At 73.9% G+C, this 18,164-nt stretch carries 14 protein-coding genes and 1 pseudogene; 9 read left to right on the forward strand and 6 right to left on the reverse strand.

All coding sequences use genetic code 11. The features are described from left to right. Positions 1 to 562 precede the first annotated feature (562 nt). The 5 genes from BU197_RS14900 to BU197_RS14920 all read left to right on the forward strand — a co-directional run bounded on the left by BU197_RS14900 (position 563) and on the right by BU197_RS14920 (position 7,162). A complete protein-coding gene (locus BU197_RS14900) occupies positions 563 to 1,162 on the forward strand; it encodes an RNA polymerase sigma factor (protein ID WP_188268764.1) in 600 nt (199 codons plus the stop codon). Beyond that, complete coding sequence (locus BU197_RS14905) at positions 1,159 to 3,291, forward strand: IclR family transcriptional regulator C-terminal domain-containing protein (protein WP_188268765.1); 2,133 nt, start codon at positions 1,159 to 1,161, stop codon at positions 3,289 to 3,291. The genes BU197_RS14900 and BU197_RS14905 overlap by 4 nt, the downstream gene beginning before the upstream one ends. 122 nt (positions 3,292 to 3,413) lie before the next feature. After that, on the forward strand, positions 3,414 to 3,638 hold the full coding sequence (locus BU197_RS14910; protein WP_188268766.1) for a hypothetical protein: 225 nt from the start codon (positions 3,414 to 3,416) through the stop codon (positions 3,636 to 3,638). A 180-nt stretch (positions 3,639 to 3,818) separates the two neighbouring features. Beyond that, on the forward strand, positions 3,819 to 5,453 hold the full coding sequence (locus tag BU197_RS14915) for an ABC-F family ATP-binding cassette domain-containing protein (protein WP_188268767.1): 1,635 nt from the start codon (positions 3,819 to 3,821) through the stop codon (positions 5,451 to 5,453). An 80-nt stretch (positions 5,454 to 5,533) separates the two neighbouring features. Further along, positions 5,534 to 7,162 carry an ABC-F family ATP-binding cassette domain-containing protein gene (locus tag BU197_RS14920; RefSeq protein ID WP_188268768.1) on the forward strand — a complete coding sequence of 543 codons (1,629 nt, stop codon included), beginning with the start codon at positions 5,534 to 5,536 and terminating at the stop codon, positions 7,160 to 7,162. A gap of 68 nt (positions 7,163 to 7,230) precedes the next feature. Here BU197_RS14920 and BU197_RS14925 read toward each other — a convergent pair whose 3' ends face one another. From BU197_RS14925 to BU197_RS14935, 3 genes are all read right to left on the reverse strand, one after another. After that, positions 7,231 to 8,325 carry a sporulation protein gene (locus BU197_RS14925; protein WP_188268769.1) on the reverse strand — a complete coding sequence of 365 codons (1,095 nt, stop codon included), beginning with the start codon at positions 8,323 to 8,325 and terminating at the stop codon, positions 7,231 to 7,233. Positions 8,326 to 8,475: 150 nt separating this feature from the next. After that, a complete protein-coding gene (locus BU197_RS14930) occupies positions 8,476 to 8,700 on the reverse strand; it encodes a hypothetical protein (RefSeq protein WP_188268770.1) in 225 nt (74 codons plus the stop codon). Between the two features lie 108 nt (positions 8,701 to 8,808). Beyond that, positions 8,809 to 9,030: a hypothetical protein gene (locus BU197_RS14935; RefSeq protein ID WP_188268771.1), complete on the reverse strand. Its 222-nt coding sequence runs from the start codon at positions 9,028 to 9,030 to the stop codon at positions 8,809 to 8,811. Between the two features lie 237 nt (positions 9,031 to 9,267). Between BU197_RS14935 and BU197_RS14940 the strand changes: the two genes are divergently transcribed. After that, positions 9,268 to 9,411 carry a hypothetical protein gene (locus BU197_RS14940; protein ID WP_188268772.1) on the forward strand — a complete coding sequence of 48 codons (144 nt, stop codon included), beginning with the start codon at positions 9,268 to 9,270 and terminating at the stop codon, positions 9,409 to 9,411. 100 nt (positions 9,412 to 9,511) lie between these two features. On the opposite strand, the gene BU197_RS14945 is transcribed toward BU197_RS14940, so the two are convergent. From BU197_RS14945 to BU197_RS14955, 3 genes are all read right to left on the reverse strand, one after another. Then, a complete protein-coding gene (locus tag BU197_RS14945) occupies positions 9,512 to 10,567 on the reverse strand; it encodes a hypothetical protein (RefSeq protein ID WP_188268773.1) in 1,056 nt (351 codons plus the stop codon). Positions 10,568 to 10,612: 45 nt separating this feature from the next. After that, positions 10,613 to 11,197, reverse strand: coding sequence for a TerD family protein (locus BU197_RS14950; RefSeq protein WP_188268774.1), 585 nt, complete (start codon positions 11,195 to 11,197; stop codon positions 10,613 to 10,615). Positions 11,198 to 11,441: 244 nt separating this feature from the next. Beyond that, on the reverse strand, positions 11,442 to 12,236 hold the full coding sequence (locus tag BU197_RS14955; protein ID WP_188268775.1) for a DUF4389 domain-containing protein: 795 nt from the start codon (positions 12,234 to 12,236) through the stop codon (positions 11,442 to 11,444). 762 nt (positions 12,237 to 12,998) lie between these two features. On the opposite strand from BU197_RS14955, the gene BU197_RS14960 reads away from it, so the two are divergent. The 3 genes and pseudogenes from BU197_RS14960 to BU197_RS14970 form a co-directional block, all read left to right on the forward strand. Then, positions 12,999 to 15,245: a BTAD domain-containing putative transcriptional regulator gene (locus BU197_RS14960; RefSeq protein ID WP_223182865.1), complete on the forward strand. Its 2,247-nt coding sequence runs from the start codon at positions 12,999 to 13,001 to the stop codon at positions 15,243 to 15,245. Between the two features lie 225 nt (positions 15,246 to 15,470). Further along, positions 15,471 to 17,720: a TOMM precursor leader peptide-binding protein gene (locus tag BU197_RS14965; protein WP_188268776.1), complete on the forward strand. Its 2,250-nt coding sequence runs from the start codon at positions 15,471 to 15,473 to the stop codon at positions 17,718 to 17,720. Further along, a pseudogene (locus BU197_RS14970) lies at positions 17,717 to 18,164 on the forward strand (hypothetical protein); the annotation flags it as partial. The gene BU197_RS14965 and the pseudogene BU197_RS14970, both read left to right, overlap by 4 nt.

The raw sequence follows: 18,164 nt of genomic DNA on the forward strand, positions 1-18,164 counted from the left end.
CTGTGTAGAGAAATCGTGAAGGCCGGACACGGGGTCCTTTCCGCAGGCCGTGCCGAGTGTGACATCTCGCCAGAGGGCATATGCGGAGACCGGCGCGAACTCCCCTTTCCCGCCTCAGATTTGGCGCGTACGCAACAGACCGATTTTCACGGAAAGCCCTTTCGCCCCAGACGTCCGGCAACCCTTTTCAGACAGTCGGCGCGTTCTCGACGTACGCCAGGGAAGCTCGGAGACGACCGCCGGGATCGCTTGAAAATGATCAACCCTGATCGATTACTTTCCGTTATTTTCTTTGATTTTCCTGTGCACGTTTGGGCCCCCGTGATCGCTGATACCGGTGGAGGCGATCGCCTCCGGTACCGCGGGGAGGGGGTGGCGGGCGGTGCTCACGATCGACGGGAGGGGGCCATATGCGGCACGGCATGACGGTGTCACCGGGCGGACTCGCCGCGGTGGCCGGGGCGCGGGGGGACATCGCGCGGACCGGGGGACGCGCACCCGCGGCCACGGCGGAGGGGGCCGCCCGCCAGAGGCGTTCCGATACGGACACAGGGGTGCTTCGGTGAGCGATGTCGGTACGGAGGAAACCGGCGCCACCGGGCCGCCGCGGACCCCCCTCCACCTGGCCGGGTCCCCCGCCGGGTACTGGGAGTTCCACGCCCGGACATACGACCGCTTCGTCCGGTACGCCCGCTACGACCTGCGCTCGGACGAACTCGCCGAGGCGGCCGTCGAGACCACTTTCACCGAGCTGCTGCACCAGTGGCCGAGGATCGAAGCACGGGACAATCCCACCGCCTACGCCTGGACCGTCCTGAAGAAACGCCTCATCGACCAGGGACGCAGGCGGCTGCGGACCGCTCTGCCCGTCGACGATCCCACGCTGGGAAGCCTGCTCGACGAACGCGCCGGAACCGGCGACACCGCCGACGCGCTGACCCTGCGGATCACCGTACGCGACGCCGTCCGCCGTCTGCCCGAGCGGCAGCGCGACGTGATCGCCCTCTACTACCTGCTCGACCAGCCCACCCCCGTGGTGGCCGAGGTCCTCGGCATCAGCGAGGCCACCGTCCGGTCGCACATCAACCGGGCGCTCCCCCGCCTCGGGCGGCTGCTCGACCTGCCGGGCAGCCGCCCGGAGCACGGAGGGGCCGGCTCATGAACGAGCACACCGGGGCCTTCCGGTCCGTGGAGGAGGCCCTCGCCGCGGCCTCGCCCCGCTTTCCCCGCCCCGACCTCACGACCTCCCGCGCCCGGCTTCTGGCCCACGCCACCGGCCTCCCGCACCCGCCCGCCACCGACCTCGCCGCCCCACCCGAATCCCTCACGGAGAGTCACGACGCACCGGAGCCGCTCGACGCCGACGAGGCGGCGCACCGGCTCGACGCCCTGTGCGCCACCGTCGTCCTGTCCGCATCGGCCGGGTCCTCGCTCGCCGCCTTCGCCGAGTACGCGGCGGCCGACCCCGGAGGCGCGCTCGTCTTCGCCTGCGTGCTGCACCTCGCCGGGGACGGCGAAGGAGCCACCTTCTGGTGGCGGTTGGCCGCCGGAGCCGAGCAGGACGTGGCCGCCCACTGCCTGTTCCTGGACCACTCCCGCCGGGGCGAGTACCACGACGCGACCCTCTGGGCCCGCCGTCTCGCCGACCCCGGCGCCCTCCGCGCGCTCTGCGTCGACGCACCCCTCCCCCCACCCCGGCTGCGCCAGGCACTCACCCGGATCGGGCGGCTGACGGACCGCCACGACCACGAGGACCACGGCCCGGTCCCCCTGGCGAGCCCGGCCCTGGCCAAGGAGGTCTTCACGCTGGCCCTCCGGCGTGACGAACCGGCCCCGGGACACTGGATGGTCCCGCACCCGACGACGGCGCACCGGCCCGACGCGCGGGACACCGGGCCCGACGGGCGGGACGGGGGGCCCGGGGAGGCCCGTCGAGCGAAGCCGTCGGTGGGGCTCCACGCGGCCGAAAAACGCCCGATGCCCGACGGAAAGACGACGGCCCGCACGTCCGACGGAGCGGCAAAGGCCCGGACACCCGACGGAAAGGCGACTGCCCCGACACCCGGCCAAGAGGCGACGGCCCCGGCGCCCAGCGGAAAAGCGAAGGCCCCGACACCCGGCCGAGAGGCGACGGCCCCGGCACCCGACGGAAAGGCGGTGCCCCCGGCACCCGCCGGATCCGCCCGCCCCACGGAAACCACCCGCCCCCTTGGCCGCTTGGACACCACCCGCCCCGTCACCCCCTTGGAGACCGCCCGCCCCACCCTCCTCACCCGGCCCATGGAAACCCCCCGCCCCGCCGCAAGCACCGTCTTCTCCGGCAGCCCCCTGCGGCACACGACCCTCACCGCGCTCGCCCAGCGGATGCCCGACGCGCCCCACGCGCCGGACCGGTGGACCGAGGCGATGCGGGTGCTGGACGTCCTGCACGCGGTGCGGGGCGCTCGCCGCCCCCTCGCCCCGGCCGAGATCGCCTCCTCGGCGGGGCTCGCCGGAGTCGACCTCACCCAGCTGCTGCGGTGGCTGCGCGGGCATCTTCTGCTCAGCCGTCTCACCGACGGTTCGTACGGCGTCGGACCGCTCTTCTCCCCCGCCCCCGCGGGGGATCCCGTCCTCCGCCACGACACCCTCACCCGACTGCTCGACGAGCTGAGGGACACCACGGGCGCGGCCGTCTACCTCTCCCGGTACACCGACGGGGAGATCGACATCCAGCACTGCTCGGACAGCCCCGCCGCCCCGGCGATCACCCAGTGGGTCGACCTCAGGGAAGCCGCCCACGCCAGCGCCAACGGCAAGAGCCTCATGGCCCAACTCGACTTCGAAAGCCGGATGGACCACCTGGCCCGGCATCGCCCCTACGCCCTGACGGAGCGGACCATCACCGACCCCGCCGCCCTCTTCCGCGCCCTCGACGGACACGGTCCCCACGCCAGCCAGTTCGACGTCCTGGAGTACTCGCGGCGGGAGGTCTGCGTGGCGGTCCCGGTCGCGCTCGGCGAACAGCCCGCCTGTGTCGCCCTGTCCCTGCCCTCCGACCGGCTGCCCCGCCTCGTCGACGCCGCCCGGATCCTCTCCGGGCAGTCGGCCCTGATCCTGCTGACCCTCCTCGCCGTGCTGCCCGCCGAACCCGCCCCGGCGCCCGGGGAGACGGCGAAAGACGCGTCCTCGGCCGGACCGCCCAGAGGAGGAACGGCCTCCCGCCACGCCGTCCCTGGGCTGCTCCTGCCGACCGGCTCGCCCGGACTCCCGCCCGCCGGCTGGACCGGCTTCCTCACCGGTACGCGGTAGCCCGCCCGGACCGCCCGCGTCGCCCCGCACCCGTGAGCCCGGGGGTGCACCGCCCTGCCCGACCCACCGTGAACGGACGTCGGCGCGCGACCGGGTTCCTCCGGCGCGCCCACCCTCCATCGATGAAGGACCTCCTCCTCTCCGCGCTGCCGGAGTTCCTCGGCAGCCTCTGCGCCGCCCTCGTCCTCGCCGCCGGCACCCGGACCGCCCGCCGTCCGCGCACCCGAAGGGCCCGGCACGCCCGCCGCACCGGGCCCCCGAACACCCGTACCGCGCCCGGCGCCCCGCCCTCCCCGGAAATTCCCGGCAGGACGGGAAACGGACTGTTACGCTCAAGGAGACGTTGACCTTTGATCGAGGAGTCGCAGACGTGGTGGGTGACGACGACATCTCCGGGTGAGATCCGGAGCTGACGGCCACCGGGAGCGCCGAGGAGCGCAGCCGGGGTGGTTTGTCTCGTCGTACCTCTTTCCGCACGTCTGCCCGGGGCGGAGCTGTCTTCGCCCCCACCCCCTTCGAGGTTCTCCATGTCCGACGTCTCCGTCGTCTGCTCCGGCCTGTCCTTCTCCTGGCCCGACGACACCCCCGTCTTCCACGATCTGTCCTTCGCGCTCGGCGCCGGCCGCACCGGGCTCGTCGCGCCCAACGGCTCCGGCAAGAGCACCCTGCTCAAGCTGATCGCCGGGGAGCTGCGGCCCTCGGCGGGCTCCGTCTCCGTCAACGGCACGCTCGGGTACCTCCCGCAGAGCCTGCCCCTGACCGGTGACCTGACCGTGGCCGAGGTGCTCGGCATCGCCCCGGTGATCCGCGCCCTCGACGCCGTCGAGTCCGGCGACGTCGACGAGAAGCACTTCACCACCATCGGCGACGACTGGGACATCGAGGAGCGCACCCGCGCCCAGCTCGACCGCCTCGGGCTCGCCGGGCTCGACCTCGACCGGAGCCTGAGCACCCTCAGCGGCGGCCAGATCATCTCGCTCGGTCTCGCCGCGCAGCTCCTGAAGCGCCCCGACGTACTCCTGCTCGACGAGCCGACCAACAACCTCGACCGGGACGCCCGGCACAAGCTGTACGACGTGCTGTCCGACTTCAACGGGCTGCTCCTCGTGGTCGCCCACGACCGGGCGCTGCTCGACCGCATGGACGGCATCGCCGAACTCGGCGGCTCGCGGCTGCGCTTCCACGGCGGCAACTTCAGCGCGTACGAGGAGGCCGTCCGCGCCGAACAGGAGGTCGCCGAGAAGAACGTGCGCAACGCGGAGCAGGACCTGAAGCGCGAGAAGCGCGAGCTTCAGCAGGCCCGGGAGCGCGCCGAGCGACGCGCGAGCAACGCCGCCCGCAACCTCAAGAGCGCCGGTCTGCCCCGTATCTTCGCGGGGAACATGAAGCGCGGCGCGCAGGAGTCGGCGGGCCGGGCCGGACAGATGCACGCGTCCCGGGTCGGCGAGGCCAAGGCCCGGCTGGACGAGGCGGGGCGCGCACTCCGCGACGAGCAGCGGCTCTCCCTCGACCTGCCCGACACCCAGGTCCCGGCCGGCCGCGACCTCTTCCTCGGCGAGGGGCTCCAGGTCCGTCACGCGGGCCGGGACGTCTTCGCCGCAGGAGGCATCGACCTCTCCGTGCGCGGGCCCGAGCGGATCGCGCTGACCGGGCCCAACGGGGCGGGGAAGACCACCCTGATGCGGCTGATCACCGGGGACCTCGTCCCGGACGGCGGGCGGATCAAGCGGGGCGACGGGCGCATCGCGTATCTCTCGCAGCGGCTGGACCTGCTGGACACCCGGCTCACGGTGGCGGAGAACTTCGCCGCCTTCGCGCCCGAGCGGCCCGAGGCCGAGCGGATGAACATCCTCGCCCGGTTCCTCTTCCGGGGCGCCAGGGCCCATCTGCCCGTCGGCGCGCTGTCCGGCGGCGAGCGGCTGCGGGCCACCCTGGCCTGTGTCCTGTGCGCCGAACCGGCCCCGCAGCTCCTGCTGCTCGACGAGCCGACGAACAACCTCGACCTGGTCAGCGTGGGTCAGCTGGAGGGCGCGCTGCACTCGTACCGGGGCGCCTTCCTGGTGGTCAGTCACGACGACCGGTTCCTCGCGGAGATCGGGGTGAACCGCTGGCTGCGGCTCGCCGACGGCAGGCTGGAGACGACGAGCGCCCCCGGGGCGTGAGCCGCCGGTGTGTCCCGTGCCCGCGTCCGAGGCCTCGTGCCCGGCGGGCCGCCCACCGCGCCCACCCGGAGGTCTCTTCCGTGTCCCAGCCCGCTCTGCTCGCCCATGACCTCGTCCGTGTCCTCGGGGGCCGTCGTGTCCTCGACGGCGTCTCCCTGACCGCCGCCCCCGGCCGCCGTATCGGTCTGATCGGGGAGAACGGCGTCGGCAAGTCCACCCTGCTGAGGGTGCTCGCCGGGGTCGACGAACCCGATGCCGGGAGCGTCTCGCGCCCTGCGTCCCTCGGCTTCCTCCACCAGGAACTGCCGCTTCCCGCCGGGGCCACCGTCGCCTCGGTGCTCGACGAGGCGCTGCGCGAGTCCCGTGAGGGCCTCGCGCGGCTCGAACGCCTCGGCGAGGAACTGGCCCGCGCCCCCGAGGGCCATCCGGAGCACGCCGGGCTCCTGGAGGCGTACGGCCGGTGTCTCGAAGAGGCCCAGGACCGGGAGGCGTGGGACGCCGACCGCAGGGCCGCCCTGGTCCTGGACGGTCTGGGGCTCGGCGCCCTCGGGCACGGGCGGACGCTCGGCTCGCTCTCCGGCGGGCAGCGCGGCAGGCTGGCCCTCGCCGCGCTGCTCGTACGGCGTCCGTCGGCGCTGCTGCTCGACGAGCCGACCAACCACCTCGACGACGGGGCCGCCGCCTTCCTTGAGGAGCAGCTGCGCGCCCTGCCCGGAGCGGTGGTCGCCGCCAGTCACGACCGGGCGTTCCTCGACGCCGTGTGCACCGATCTGATCGACCTCGATCCCTCGGCGGAAGGACCGGTCCGCCACGGTGGTGGCTACGGCTCCTACGTACGGGAGAAGCGTGCCGAGCGGGCCCGTTGGGAGCGCCGGTACGCCGAGGAGCAGGAGGAGATGGAGGGGTTGCGGCACCGGGCGGGGGTGAGCGCGCACCGGCTCGCTCCGGACCGGGGCCCGCGCGACCACGAGAAGATGGGGTACGGCCATCGGGCGGGCCGGGTGCAGAGCCAGATCTCCCGCCGGGTGCGGGACGCGAGCCGCCGTCTGGAGGAGTGGGAGCGCACCCGGGTGGCGGAGCCGCCTCCGCCGCTGCGGTTCGCGGCGCCCCGGGCGGTGGTGCGGGCCGAGACCGTATGCGGCCCGGCGGAGCCCTTGGTGTCGCTGCGGGACGTACGGGTGCCGGGGCGGCTCGCGCTCCCCGGGCTCGATGTCTCGGAGACCGACCGGCTGTTGGTCACCGGGGGCAACGGGGCGGGCAAGTCGACCCTGCTCGCCGTGCTCGCGGGCGTTCTGGCCGCCGAGGGCGAGGTCCGCAGACGGAGCGGCCTCACGGTGGGGCTGCTGACGCAGGACACCGTGTTCGACCGGCCCGGCCGCTCGGTCCGTGACACCTATGCGGGGGCGCTGGGGCCTGAGCGGGCCGAGCGGGTGCCGCTGGTCCGGCTCGGGCTGCTGGCCGAGGCCGATCTGGACAAGCCGGTCGGTCAGGTGTCGGTGGGGCAGCGCCGTCGGCTGGCCCTTGCCCTGCTCATGGCCAGGCCGCCCCGGTTGCTGCTGCTCGACGAGCCCACCAACCATCTCTCGCCCCGGCTCTGCGACGAGTTGGAGGAGGCGCTCGGCAGCGGGCCCGGCGCGGTCGTGGTGGCGAGCCACGACCGCTGGCTGCGGCGGCGCTGGCAGGGGCGGGAACTGCGCCTGGAAGGGTGAAGGGGAAGAGGGAGGGGCGGGGGCACCTCGTGGGCGCCCCCGCCCCTCCCCCGCCGTGTCCCGTGGGATCAGTCCTCGTCGCCCTCGTCGGTGTCCTCGTCGTCGCCCTCGAAGAAGTCGCCGACCTCGTCGATGACTTCCGAGGCGACCATGCCGCCGACGACGCCCACGGCGAGGCCCGCCGCTCCGGCGGCGACGGCTGTTCCGATGCCCGGTCCCGAGTGGTGGCCGTCGTGGTGGCCGCCGTGCCCGTGGCCGCCGTGCCCGTGGTCGCCCTTGTGGGCGTGGCCGCCGTAGGGGTCGTGGCCGTGGGAACCGTGACCGGCGTAGGGGTCGTGGCCGCCCTGGGCGAAGAGCGAGCCACCGTGGCCGCCGTGCCCCGCGTACGAGGAGCGGTGTTCGACGAGGCGGCGGATCCAGTCGTCGACCTCGGCGTTCCAGTCGGTCAGCTCCACGCCGTGGTGGCTGACGGTGAAGCGGGTGAGGGCGTCGTGGCCCTCGGAGAAGAAGCCACCGCGCTTGTCGGCCTCCAGGACGACCTCAAGGCCCGCCGGACCGGCCAGGAAGGTCACCTCGATCTCGTTGACCTGGTGGGCGTAGCGCGGGGAGGGCGAGAGTTCGATCTCCTGGTAGAAGGGCAGCTGCTGGCCGGTGCCGCCGATGTGGCCCAGCTCCAGATCGGCCGACTTGAAGCCGAAGCCGAGCTGGCCGAGGGCCTCCAGGATGGCTTCCTGCGCGGGCAGCGGGCGGACCGCGAGGGGGTCCAGGTCGCCCTTGTCGCGTCCGCCCGCGACGGCGAGTTCGGTGCGTACGCCGAGCACGATGCCGAGGCCCTGCCCGTACAGCTCGGTGATCGGGGTCTCCCAGGGCACGGCGAGGGAGAAGGGGACGCTGTACGTGCCGCCCTCCGCGAGGCGGAAGCTTCCGCCGACGACGTGCCGGTGGAAGACCACGAAGCCTTCGGACTCGCCGTGCTCGTGCTCCGCCTCGACCCGTGCCACGAGTTCCAGGGTGATGTGCTCGATCGTGAAGTCGGCGCCGCCGCCCTTCAGATGGACCTGCCCGCTCAGGACACCGCCCGGCGTGACCGCGCCGGGGTCGAGTACGGTGTCCACCGAGGGGCCGCCGACGCCGAGCGAGCCGAGCAGACGCTTGAACACCATCGGGCGTTCACTCCTTCATGTCACGTGGGTGGTTCGGCGTTTCAAGGGCCTGACCAGCAGGACCTCTTCACGCGTGGAGAAGCATAGAGCCCCGAGGAGCGGCCCGGAGCCGGGAGTTCGGCGGCCGAAAGGGGTGCGTCCCGCCCGTGGTCAGGGGCTCGCCGGGTCGAAGCCGTACCGCAGTCCGCCCTGCGTCCGCCCGTCGCGCCGGTAGACGAAGAGGGCGTCGACCCGCAGTCCGTGCTCCCCGTCCGGCAGTTCGCACGGGTAGGTCACCTGGACGATGTCGGGCCGCCGTGCCACCCGTACGCGTACGCCGTCGGCGGGGCCTCCGCTGAGCACCCCGTCCTCCCACACTGCTTCCTCCGCCTGCATGGCACCCCCCGGTGTACGAAGTCGCGCCCGCTCGGGAGCCGTTCGCCGGGCGGGACGCCGTCCGCCGCCCCGCCCGTGCGGGCGGGGCGGCGGCACGCACGGTACGGACTACTTGGCGGCGGCGTCCAGTGCCGCGAGGGCCTGCGCCCAGCGGACGTACTTCAGCGCCGCGAGGTCGGCCACGGTCTTCACGCCGAACGCCTCGTCGAGCAGCTCACCGTCCCGCTCGGACACGCCCTTGAGCGCGGCGACGGGCGCGGCGAGGATCTCGGACAGGCCCTTCTCCGCCCACGCCTTGTCCAGCACCTTGTCCAGATCGATCGAAGCCATGAGGCCCTCCAGCCGTCGAGCAGGCGCGACCGCCGCGCCTCTACACAGCTGTAGAAGATACGCGGTTGATCATTTACGGAAGCGCCCGCGCCGCATCTCGGCCAAGAAAGTCCGAAAGACAGCGCGGGCGGGTGACGGGGGTCGGCGGCCATCACTCGTGGCCTACGGTCACCACCAGGGACACACGATTCACGCAGGTGTACGGGCGGCTCTGAAGCGGGTCTGCTCGGAGTGGGCGTGGACAACACCCCTGAGTGGTGGGCCTGGTCCATCCGGCAGCCCTCCGACGGGTCGGCCCTGGGCATCGCCGCCGTACTGTGGCTGACCGCGCTTCTCCTGCCGGCGGCGGCGCCCAGAGCGGAGGACGAGACGGAGGCTTGAGGCGCGGCGTGAACAGGTGTGGTCGTGCGGCGGATGCCGGGCCGCGCCCTTCGGATCGGGCCGGGCTCGCGGCGCCCGTCCTGATCCGGAAAGGCACGACCTAGTCGCCGCCTCCCCCGCCTCCGTCGGAGCCGCCGTCTCCTCCGCCCGAGTCCCCCGCGGCGCCGCCGTCGGAGCCCCAGCCGTCCGCGCCGCCCGTCTCGCAGTCGTCGCCGCCGGTGCCGAGGTTGCTGTACCAGGAGCAGTCCCAGTCCGCGTCCCCGCCGGTCGGTTCCCCGCCGTCCGTTCCCTTGCGGCGGGCGGGGAAGCGGGCCAGGCCCGTGGTGTCGCCGAGGCCGAACGCGGCGGCGAAGGCCTGGGCCATGACGGCGTCCAGCGGGTCCGAGGTCTCGTACCGGACGGGGCCGAGCGGCAGCAGGACCTCGCCCGGTTCGGCCGTCGGGCGGCGGGCGGGGCGCGTCAGGAGGGCGACCCGCCGGCCGTCGCGCAGCAGCCACGAGCCGGTGGCGTCCTGCCGCGACAGCGTCCACCGCTGTCCGGGGAGGGTCGCCTCCACCGTGCTCTTGGCCTTGCGGAACCGTTTCGTCAGGGTGAGTTCCGCCGTCGCCTCGCCGACGGTCAGGCCGAGCCCCTTCGACGGGATGGTCGAGTCGGGGCGGAAGCCGTGCGGGGCCCGTATCCGTACGACGGGGGCGTGCGGCCCCCAGACGTCGACGCGGACCAGACGCCGGTCCACCGCGACGGCCACCGGCCCTGCGGGGCCCGGGGCGAAGCGCCGGGCCAGCCAGAGCGGTACGCCTTCGGCCCTGGCCGACTCCGCGAGCGCGGCCACCCGTTCCGGGCCACCGCTCAGCCGTACGGCCAGCTCCCCCAGTTCACGGGCGAACGCGGCGGCCTGCCGTACCTTGAACGCCTTGGCGGTGCCGGATATCCGGGTGACCGGCACGATGCCGGGCCCCTCGAACACCCGGTGCAGCGGCCGCTCGGAGCCTCCGCCGCCGAGCCAGCACCCGCGCAGATACGCCTCCGCCATCGCCGCCAGGTTCAGCTCGTCCAGCGGCATGGTCCGGCCGCCCCTGCGCAACCGCTTCCCGGTCAGCTCGACCGTACGCGCGAACGGGTTGCGCGACTGTTCGCCGTAGAGCACCTCGTCCATCTCGCCCCCCCCTGCCCCGACTCCCCTTGCTTGCCCCTGCTCGCCCTACTTGCTGACCGCGAAGCGCATCAGGGCATGCTCGTCGCCCTGCTTGATCTTCCCCGTCGTGTTGATCACTTCGAGCTTCCAGGAGCCGCCGACTCGGAGCGCCTTGACCACGGCGCAGCCGTTGTCCTGGGTGAGCAGGCTGGGCCAGATGTCGGCGACCTGCTGGGAGCTGCCGCCGGTCGCGTCGTACACCTTGAAGCTGATGTTGCGCGCCTTCTGGAAGGAGCTGCCCTTCTTGTACGCGGCGGCGACGAACACGATGGCCGTGATGTTGGCCGGGACGCGGGCGAGTTCGACGGTGACGGTCTCGTCGTCGCCGTCGCCGTGTCCGGTCTGGTTGTCGCCGCTGTGGAGCAGGGAGCCGTTCCCCAACGGGTCGAGGGAGTCGAGCCCGGCGAGCCGCACGGGTTCACCGCCCTGCATGGCGATGGCTATCAGGTCGAGATCGGTGCCGGTCTTGCGGCGCAGCTTGCCCAGCACGCCGCCGCTGCTGCCCGCGGTGGGGTCCCAGGACACCCCGATGGACAGGTGGGTCACTCCGTCCAGGTCCGCCGGGCCGTCTTCCTTGGTCAGCGTGATCATGCGTGTGTCGTCCTTTGTTCGAAAACTTCTTCCACACGCAGAGTGTGCCCGGCCGTCCCGCGGTTCCACGCGACGGGGCCCCGGCACGGCGCGCCGGGGCCTGACGAAACGGGACGGGATGGGCGGGCGGGGCGAGATGAGGTGGGGTGGGGTGGGGTGAGGTGGTGTGGGGTAGGGCCTGACGGGACTGGGCCTGACGGGATGCGTGTGGTGCGAGGGGGCGGTGGGAGGCCCGGGGTGGGGGTCAGCGGGAGAGCGGCGCCGCTCTCCTGGTCTGGTAGGTGTCGTCCCAGTCGTCGTCCGAGACCGTGCTGGAGGTCACGTGGACCCCGATGCCGAGCAGCAGGAAGAGCCAGACCAGTACCTTCGCGGGCGTGCCCAGGACCAGTGGCCGGGTGGCGGAGACGGGGCGCTCCGCGAGGGGGCCCGGGGCGTCGCCCAGGATGCCCTTCGGGTAGACGGGCGTCAGGAGCGAGCCGTACGCGGAGAGCCGCATCCGGTAGCGGACCACGGCCGCCGTGGCGCCGAAGACCGGTTCGGGCAGTCGGCCCAGGACGATGCCGATCAGCCAGAACACCCAGCCGAGCGCGAGCCATCCGCTCTGCGCGAGACTGCCGATGATCGCCGCCGGGATGATCAGGATCAGCCGGAAGAAGACCGCGACCCGGTTGAGCGGGGTGGCGCGCAGTTCGATCCGCGCCGGGTAGTCGGGGGCGTCGAAGGAGAACGGCGGGTACCTGTCGACGAGCAGGAAGGCGCTCGCCGTGACCCGGGTCTGGTAGGCGAGGACCGAGCCGAGGAAGGAGGCGATGGGGTCGGGCAGCCGGCCCAGGAACAGGGCGGCGAACCAGCCCGCGACGGTGACGAAGAACGCGGCGAAGGAGAGCAGCGCCACCACCAGGAACTGGGGCACGAGCAGCAGCCAGCGCAGCAGCACCGTCCAGCGGCGTTGTCGGCCGGGTGGGGGCACGTCGAGGACCGGCCGCCATTCGGCGCCCTCGGCGTCGCCTTCGGGGCGGGGTCCCCAACCGGTCGTCATGGGCGTCTCCGTCTCCTGCTGGTCCGCGTGGTCACTTCGATGGTGACGCGGCCCTCGGGTCCCCGCACCAGGACGGCGGCCAGTGGGGGGTACCCCGGATCCCTCCCCTGCGCGGTTCGGTGACGGTGTGGCCACCATCACGGTGCATCACGCTCACGGATGGCCGAAATGCATAGGGTTCTCCAAACGGCCGATTCCGGATCGAACGCCTGGCGACATTCCGGCATCCTCCCACCTGCTGTTCGTACGGCTGACGTTTCGGCGAGATGCATCGTTCACCCTGGTCAGGACCAAGTAGACGGCCGGAAAACGATGGTCGGGGATCTCGGGGCGCTTCAACGGACATACGGAGTCGGCCACTCATGACCGCAAGAGCTTCCGCCTACGGAGTGAAAAGCAGCCAATTTTCTCATCGGAAGCGCGCCACCGTCCGCGCGCGCCGGTGCTGGGGCGTACGCGCCGGTAGCTGCCCGCATGCTGGACACCACCTGTCATGACCTCGTCTTCTTTCCCGGGTGACCCTCTCGGCTCCACGGAACTGCATGTTCCAGCCCTTCGCGTCAACCACTCCGCCGTAGTTGACCGGAAGGTTCCCGGCCCCGTCCCCTCCGCGCCACGCCCCCTGTACCTTCCTCCTGATCCCGCCGATCCCGCCGAACCGACCGGGGTCACACACCCGCTCACCCCCCTCTCTTCGCGCCGCCCCCACGGCCCCGGCAGCTCAGCGCGTCCCCCCTCTCCTCTTTCCCCCGGTGGTTCGCCATGTCCACTGCACCCTCGCGGCACCCGTCCCACCGGGCGGGGGCGGCCGTGCGTTTCCAGTTGCTCGGACCACTGAGCATCACCGACGGGCGGGACGTCGCGGTCCTCCCGCCCTCCAAGCCGACGTCGCTGCTCGCCGCACTGCTCCTCCGGCCCGGTTCCATCGTCTCCGCCGAGCGGCTGCGCGGTGTCGTCTGGGGCGAGGAGCACCCCCCGACGGCCAAGACCGCGCTCCAGAGCTGCGTACTGCGGCTGCGCCGGCTCTTCGCCAAGTACGGCATCGAGAACCAGGCCATCGTCGCGGTGGCCGGCGGGTACCGCGTCGACGCCGACGCCGAGACCCTCGACCTGCTCCACTTCCGGCGGCTCGTCGAGCACGCGACCGCGTCCGACCCCGAGTCCGAGCTGTACACCCTGCGGACCGCGCTGGGCCTCTGGCAGGGCGCTCTCCTCGCGAACGTCCCCTCCGACCTGCTCCACCGCGACGAGGTGCCGCGCCTCTCGGAGGAACGGCTGAGGGTCCTGGAGCGCGTCTGCGACATCGAACTGGAGCACGATCGATGTCGGGAAGCACTCGTTGATCTTTGGGAGGTTACGCGCGTATACCCGGCCCACGAGCGGTTCGCCGAACAGCTCATGGTCGCCCTCTACCGGACCGGTCGGCAGACCGAGGCGCTGGCCGAGTACCGCAGGATCAAGGAGCATCTGCGGGAGCGGCTCGGCGTCGACCCCCGGGCCGAACTCCAGCGCCTCGAACTGGCGATCCTGCGGGGCGAGGACCTCGGCCCGGTCGACACGGCACGCGGACCGCTGAGGCTCGGCGCGACGCGCGGACCGCTGGGCCAGGGGGCGGGGCACGGAACGCCGGGCCCCGGCGCGGCGCACGGGCCGCTGTCCCCCCATGGGGCGCGCGAGCCGCTGCCCCTCGGGACGGCCTCCGATGACGCGCCGAGCCCTTCGGCGTACTCCCCTGCGGCCTCCTCGCCGCACTCCCCGGCGGGTTCCGTCGCCCCTCCGGCGTATCCCTCGCCCGGCCCGGTGGCCTCGGCCGTGCCTCCGGGCGGTGTGTCCGTGTCCCCGCTCGGCCCGTCCGCCACGTCCGGCGCGCCCTCGGCGGGCGCGCGCCCGTCCGGCGTGTCGACCGGCGCCGGAGGGCGCGCGCCTTCCTCGGCAGCGGCCTCCACCTCCCCCCTCCCCACCGTCCCGCACTTCACCGGCCGTGCGGGGGAAGTCGGCGCCTTGGAGGCCCTGTTGACGGCCGACCGGCCCGCCGAGGGGTCCGAGCGGCTGCCGCTCGCCGTCCTGTCCGGCGCCCCCGGCATAGGCAAGACGGCGCTCGCGCTCCACGTGGCCCATCGGACGGCCCGTCATTTCCCGGGCGGCTGCGTCCTGGTGGCCCTGACCGAGCCGGACGGCACCCCGCGCCCGGCCGAGGAAGCCGCCGCCGAGCTGCGCCGCGCGCTGCCGCCGGGCTCCGAGGAACGCGGTCCGGTCCTGCTCGTCCTGGACGACGTCGTCCACCCCGACCAGGTCCGCCCGCTGCTGACCGCCCACCCGGACGGCGCCGCGCTCGTCACCAGCCGGATGGGGCTCACCGGGCTGGTCGCCACCCACGGCGGCACCGTGCACCGGCTCGGCGCCCTCGAACCCGAGCAGTCGCGGGCCCTGCTCACCGCCGTCCTCGGGCGGGAGCGGTTCGCCGCCGAGCCCGCCGCCGCGCACGCCCTCGCCGCCGCCTGCGGCCACCACCCGCTCGCCCTGCGCATCGCCGCCGCCAGGCTGCTCACCCGGCCCCGACTGCGCGTCGCCGACTACGCGAACTGGCTCCGGCGCGATCCCGTCGGACGGCTCAGCCTCGCCGACGACCCCCGGATGTCCGTGCCGCAACGCTTCGACGAGGCCCTGCGGCGTCTTCCCCCGGGGCTCGCGGAGGCCCATCTGCGCCTCGCCGCCTCCCCGTACGAACCGCTCACCGCCGCACGGAGCGCCGAGGCCCTCGGGCTGCCGGAGGAAGCGGCGGAGGAGGTCGTCGAGCGGCTCCTCGACGCCGGGTTCCTCGAAGAGGGCCAGCCCGGCGCCTTCTGGGCGCACGATCTGCTGCGGGCGCACGCGCGCCGGACAGCGGGCACCTCCGCCGGGCACGTACCGGCGCTGCTGCGACCGCCCCGGCACGGTGAACTCCCGCAGCGGGACGGCATCAGGGGGCGGCTCGCCGAGACGCCCCCGAGGCCGCCCGCGCTGCGCTGACGGACGGATCCTCCCGGACCCTTCCCGGACACCGGCCGGACCGACGACGGCCCGGACCGTCCCCTGTCAGACCCCGTCAGACCCCTGTCGGACCCCGCAGCGCCGGTCCCCCCGGCACCGCCCCCTCCGTACCCACCACACCCACCACACCCGCCCCGCCCGTCACTCGGGCCTCAGCTCGCCACCCCCCATCTCGCCACCCCCAACGAGAGGTGTGACGCACGCATGACCGCAACGCCGTACGCGGAGATCGCCGGAACCCGGCCCCGAGTCCGCCGCGATGTCCTGTTCACCCAGACGCCCGACGGGGTGATCTTCCACAACGCCGACGGGGGGTTCCAGCTCACCGCGAAGTCCGGCTACCGCTTCGCCTCGCTCCTGGTGCCGTACCTCGACGGGACCCGGGCGGTCGAGGAGATCTGCCAGGGCTTCGGCGAGACCCAGAAAGCGATGGTGGGCGAGCTGGTCAAAGCACTCTACGCGCGGGGATTCGCCCGCCCGGTGCCCGCGCCGGTGGACGGCGCCGCCCCCGCGAACCCGCCGGAGGTCGCGGCCCGTTTCGCCCCGCAGATCGGCTATGTCGACCACTACGCCGATGACGCGGACGCCCGGTTCGCACGCTTCCGGGGGACCCGGGTCGCCGTGCTCGGCGCCGGTCCTACGGCCCGCTGGTGCGTGCTCTCCCTGATCCGCAACGGCTGCGCCGCGATCGGCGTCGAGCCGTCCTTCGCCGACGGCACCGGGGGCGTCACGCCCGAGGAGTTCACCGCCGTCCACGCGGAGGCTGCCGCCCTGACCGAGGAGGGCTGCCCGGTCTCGCTGTCCCTGCTCGAAGGGACGGAGCGGGACCGGGGGCAGGACGGCTGGGCCGCCTTCGAGGGATACGACGTGGTGGTGGCCGCCGCCGGGGACGGGGTTCCCGGGCAGGTCCTTCCGCTGCTGCGGGAGGGCGTGCCGGAGGGCCGGACGCTGCTTCCCGCGTGGACGTTCGGCGGACTGGCCGTGATCGGGCCTGCCATGGCCGCCGGCACGGCGTCCTGCTGGGCCTGCGCCGCCCTCCGGCTCGGCGCCTCCGCAGGGACGTCCGCGGGGGACGCCGCCGAACTGTGGAGCGGTCTCGCCCTCGGCACCGGCACCCCCGGCACCCGGCCCGCCGGTCCGCTCGCGGCCATGCTCGGCAACCAGCTCGGGTACGAGGTGTTCCGGCTGGTCACCGGGGCGCTGCCGGACGAGAGCCGGGACCGGGTGCTCGTCCAGTCCATGGCCACTCTCGACGTGGCGTCGGAGCCGCTGCTCGCCCACCCGCGCTGCCCGTTCTGTTCCTCCCCCGCCGAGCTTCCCGAGCCGGTCGACCTGGCCTCGGCCCCCGCGCGTCCGGCGTTCCTGCCGACGGTGGCCACCGCCCCCGACGACGACGCGGCGCAGGGCCCGCTCGCCGCGCTCGACCGGCGCTCTGCTCTGGTCCGCCCCTTCACCGGCGTCTTCACCGAGTACGCCGACGAGCCGTTGACGCAGACGCCCCTGAAGGTGGGCGCGGTCGTCCTCGGGCTCGGCGCGCGAGGCACCCGTACGGTCACCGCCTTCGACGTGCACCACACGGCGGGCGCCCGGCTCCGGGCACTGAACGCGGCGGCGACGGTCTACGCCGAGCACGTGGTCCCGACCGCCGCCCTTCCCGAACAGCTCTACGCCCTCCCGGCGGTGGACCCGGACACGCTCACCGTCGCGTCGGGAACAGGCGGTTCCGGTGGTCTCCTCGGCTGGAGCGCCGCCTCGTCCCTGATCACCAAGGAGGCCGTACGGGTCCCCTCGGGCGCCGTGCGTCCCTTCGGCCCGTACAACGCCGACCGGCGTTTCGAGCCCACCCGGGCCGGGGCCGGAGCCGGGGAGGACCTGCCGGAGGCGGCGGCGGCCGGGCTCCTCTCGGCGCTCTCCCACGAGGCGCTGCGCCGGGCCGTCGCGGGCGCCGGAGAGGTCGCCGTGCTCACGCCTGACGTCTTCGGCGAGGACCCGGAGACGATCTTCCTGCTGCGGTCCGCCGTGCTGCTCGGCCTCCCGGTCGAACTGCTCGACCTCGGCGAACGGGAGCACTCCGGCGTCTCGGTCGTCCTGGCCAGGGCGACCGGCGGCGAAGGCGCGGGCCGGTGGGCCGTCGGCGCCGCCCTGGACCTGGCGTCGGCCGCCGTCGACGCGGTACGGGACCTTCTCGGGGCGGCCCAGCTGACCGCGGAGGAGGACGGGGTCGCGGCCGACGGCGGGGATCCGCTGATACGCGACCTGGACGCCTCGCTGGTGCCGGTCACCGCCGCCGGGCCCGCGCGGGCCCCTGGCGAGCCGCTGGAGTGGAGCCACGTCCTGGAACGCCTCGCGGCCGCAGGGCGGGACGCCCTGGTCGTCCCCACCCACGCCGCCGACCTGCCGAGCGCGGGCATCCACACGGTCCGGGTCCTGCTCACCCGGGCGGGCGGCCGATGAGAACGGAACCGGCCGGGGCCGTGGCGCAGCCGGGTCCCTCGGCGGCCGTGGCATCCGGCTCCGCGCCCGCCGGCCATGACGCCGCCTTCCCGCTCTTCGCCACCGCGCTGCGGACGGCGCTGCGCGAGCTGGGGCCCGCCGGGGGCGGGGGGCCGCTGCCCGGTGTGACGGTCGGCGCCCTCGGGACGCGCGACGCGTACGCCGGGGCGGACCCGTCCTTCACCGCGCCGGGCGCTTCCGGCGGGGCGGACCCGTCCCTGACCACGCCGGGCGCGTCCGACGGCGCGAGCCCGTCCCTCACCGCGCCGGGCGCGTCCGACGGCGCGAGCCCGTCCCTCACCGCGCCGGGCGCGTCCGACGGGCGGCTTCCCGTGCACCTCTACGGACGTCAGGTGCTCGTCGGGCCCTGGCCGTCCGGCGGGGGCGGGCGCGGCTGCGCGACCT

Origin of the sequence: Streptomyces sp. CBMA291 (assembly GCF_014596525.1) — a bacterium.
In the GTDB taxonomy this organism is placed as follows: domain Bacteria; phylum Actinomycetota; class Actinomycetes; order Streptomycetales; family Streptomycetaceae; genus Streptomyces.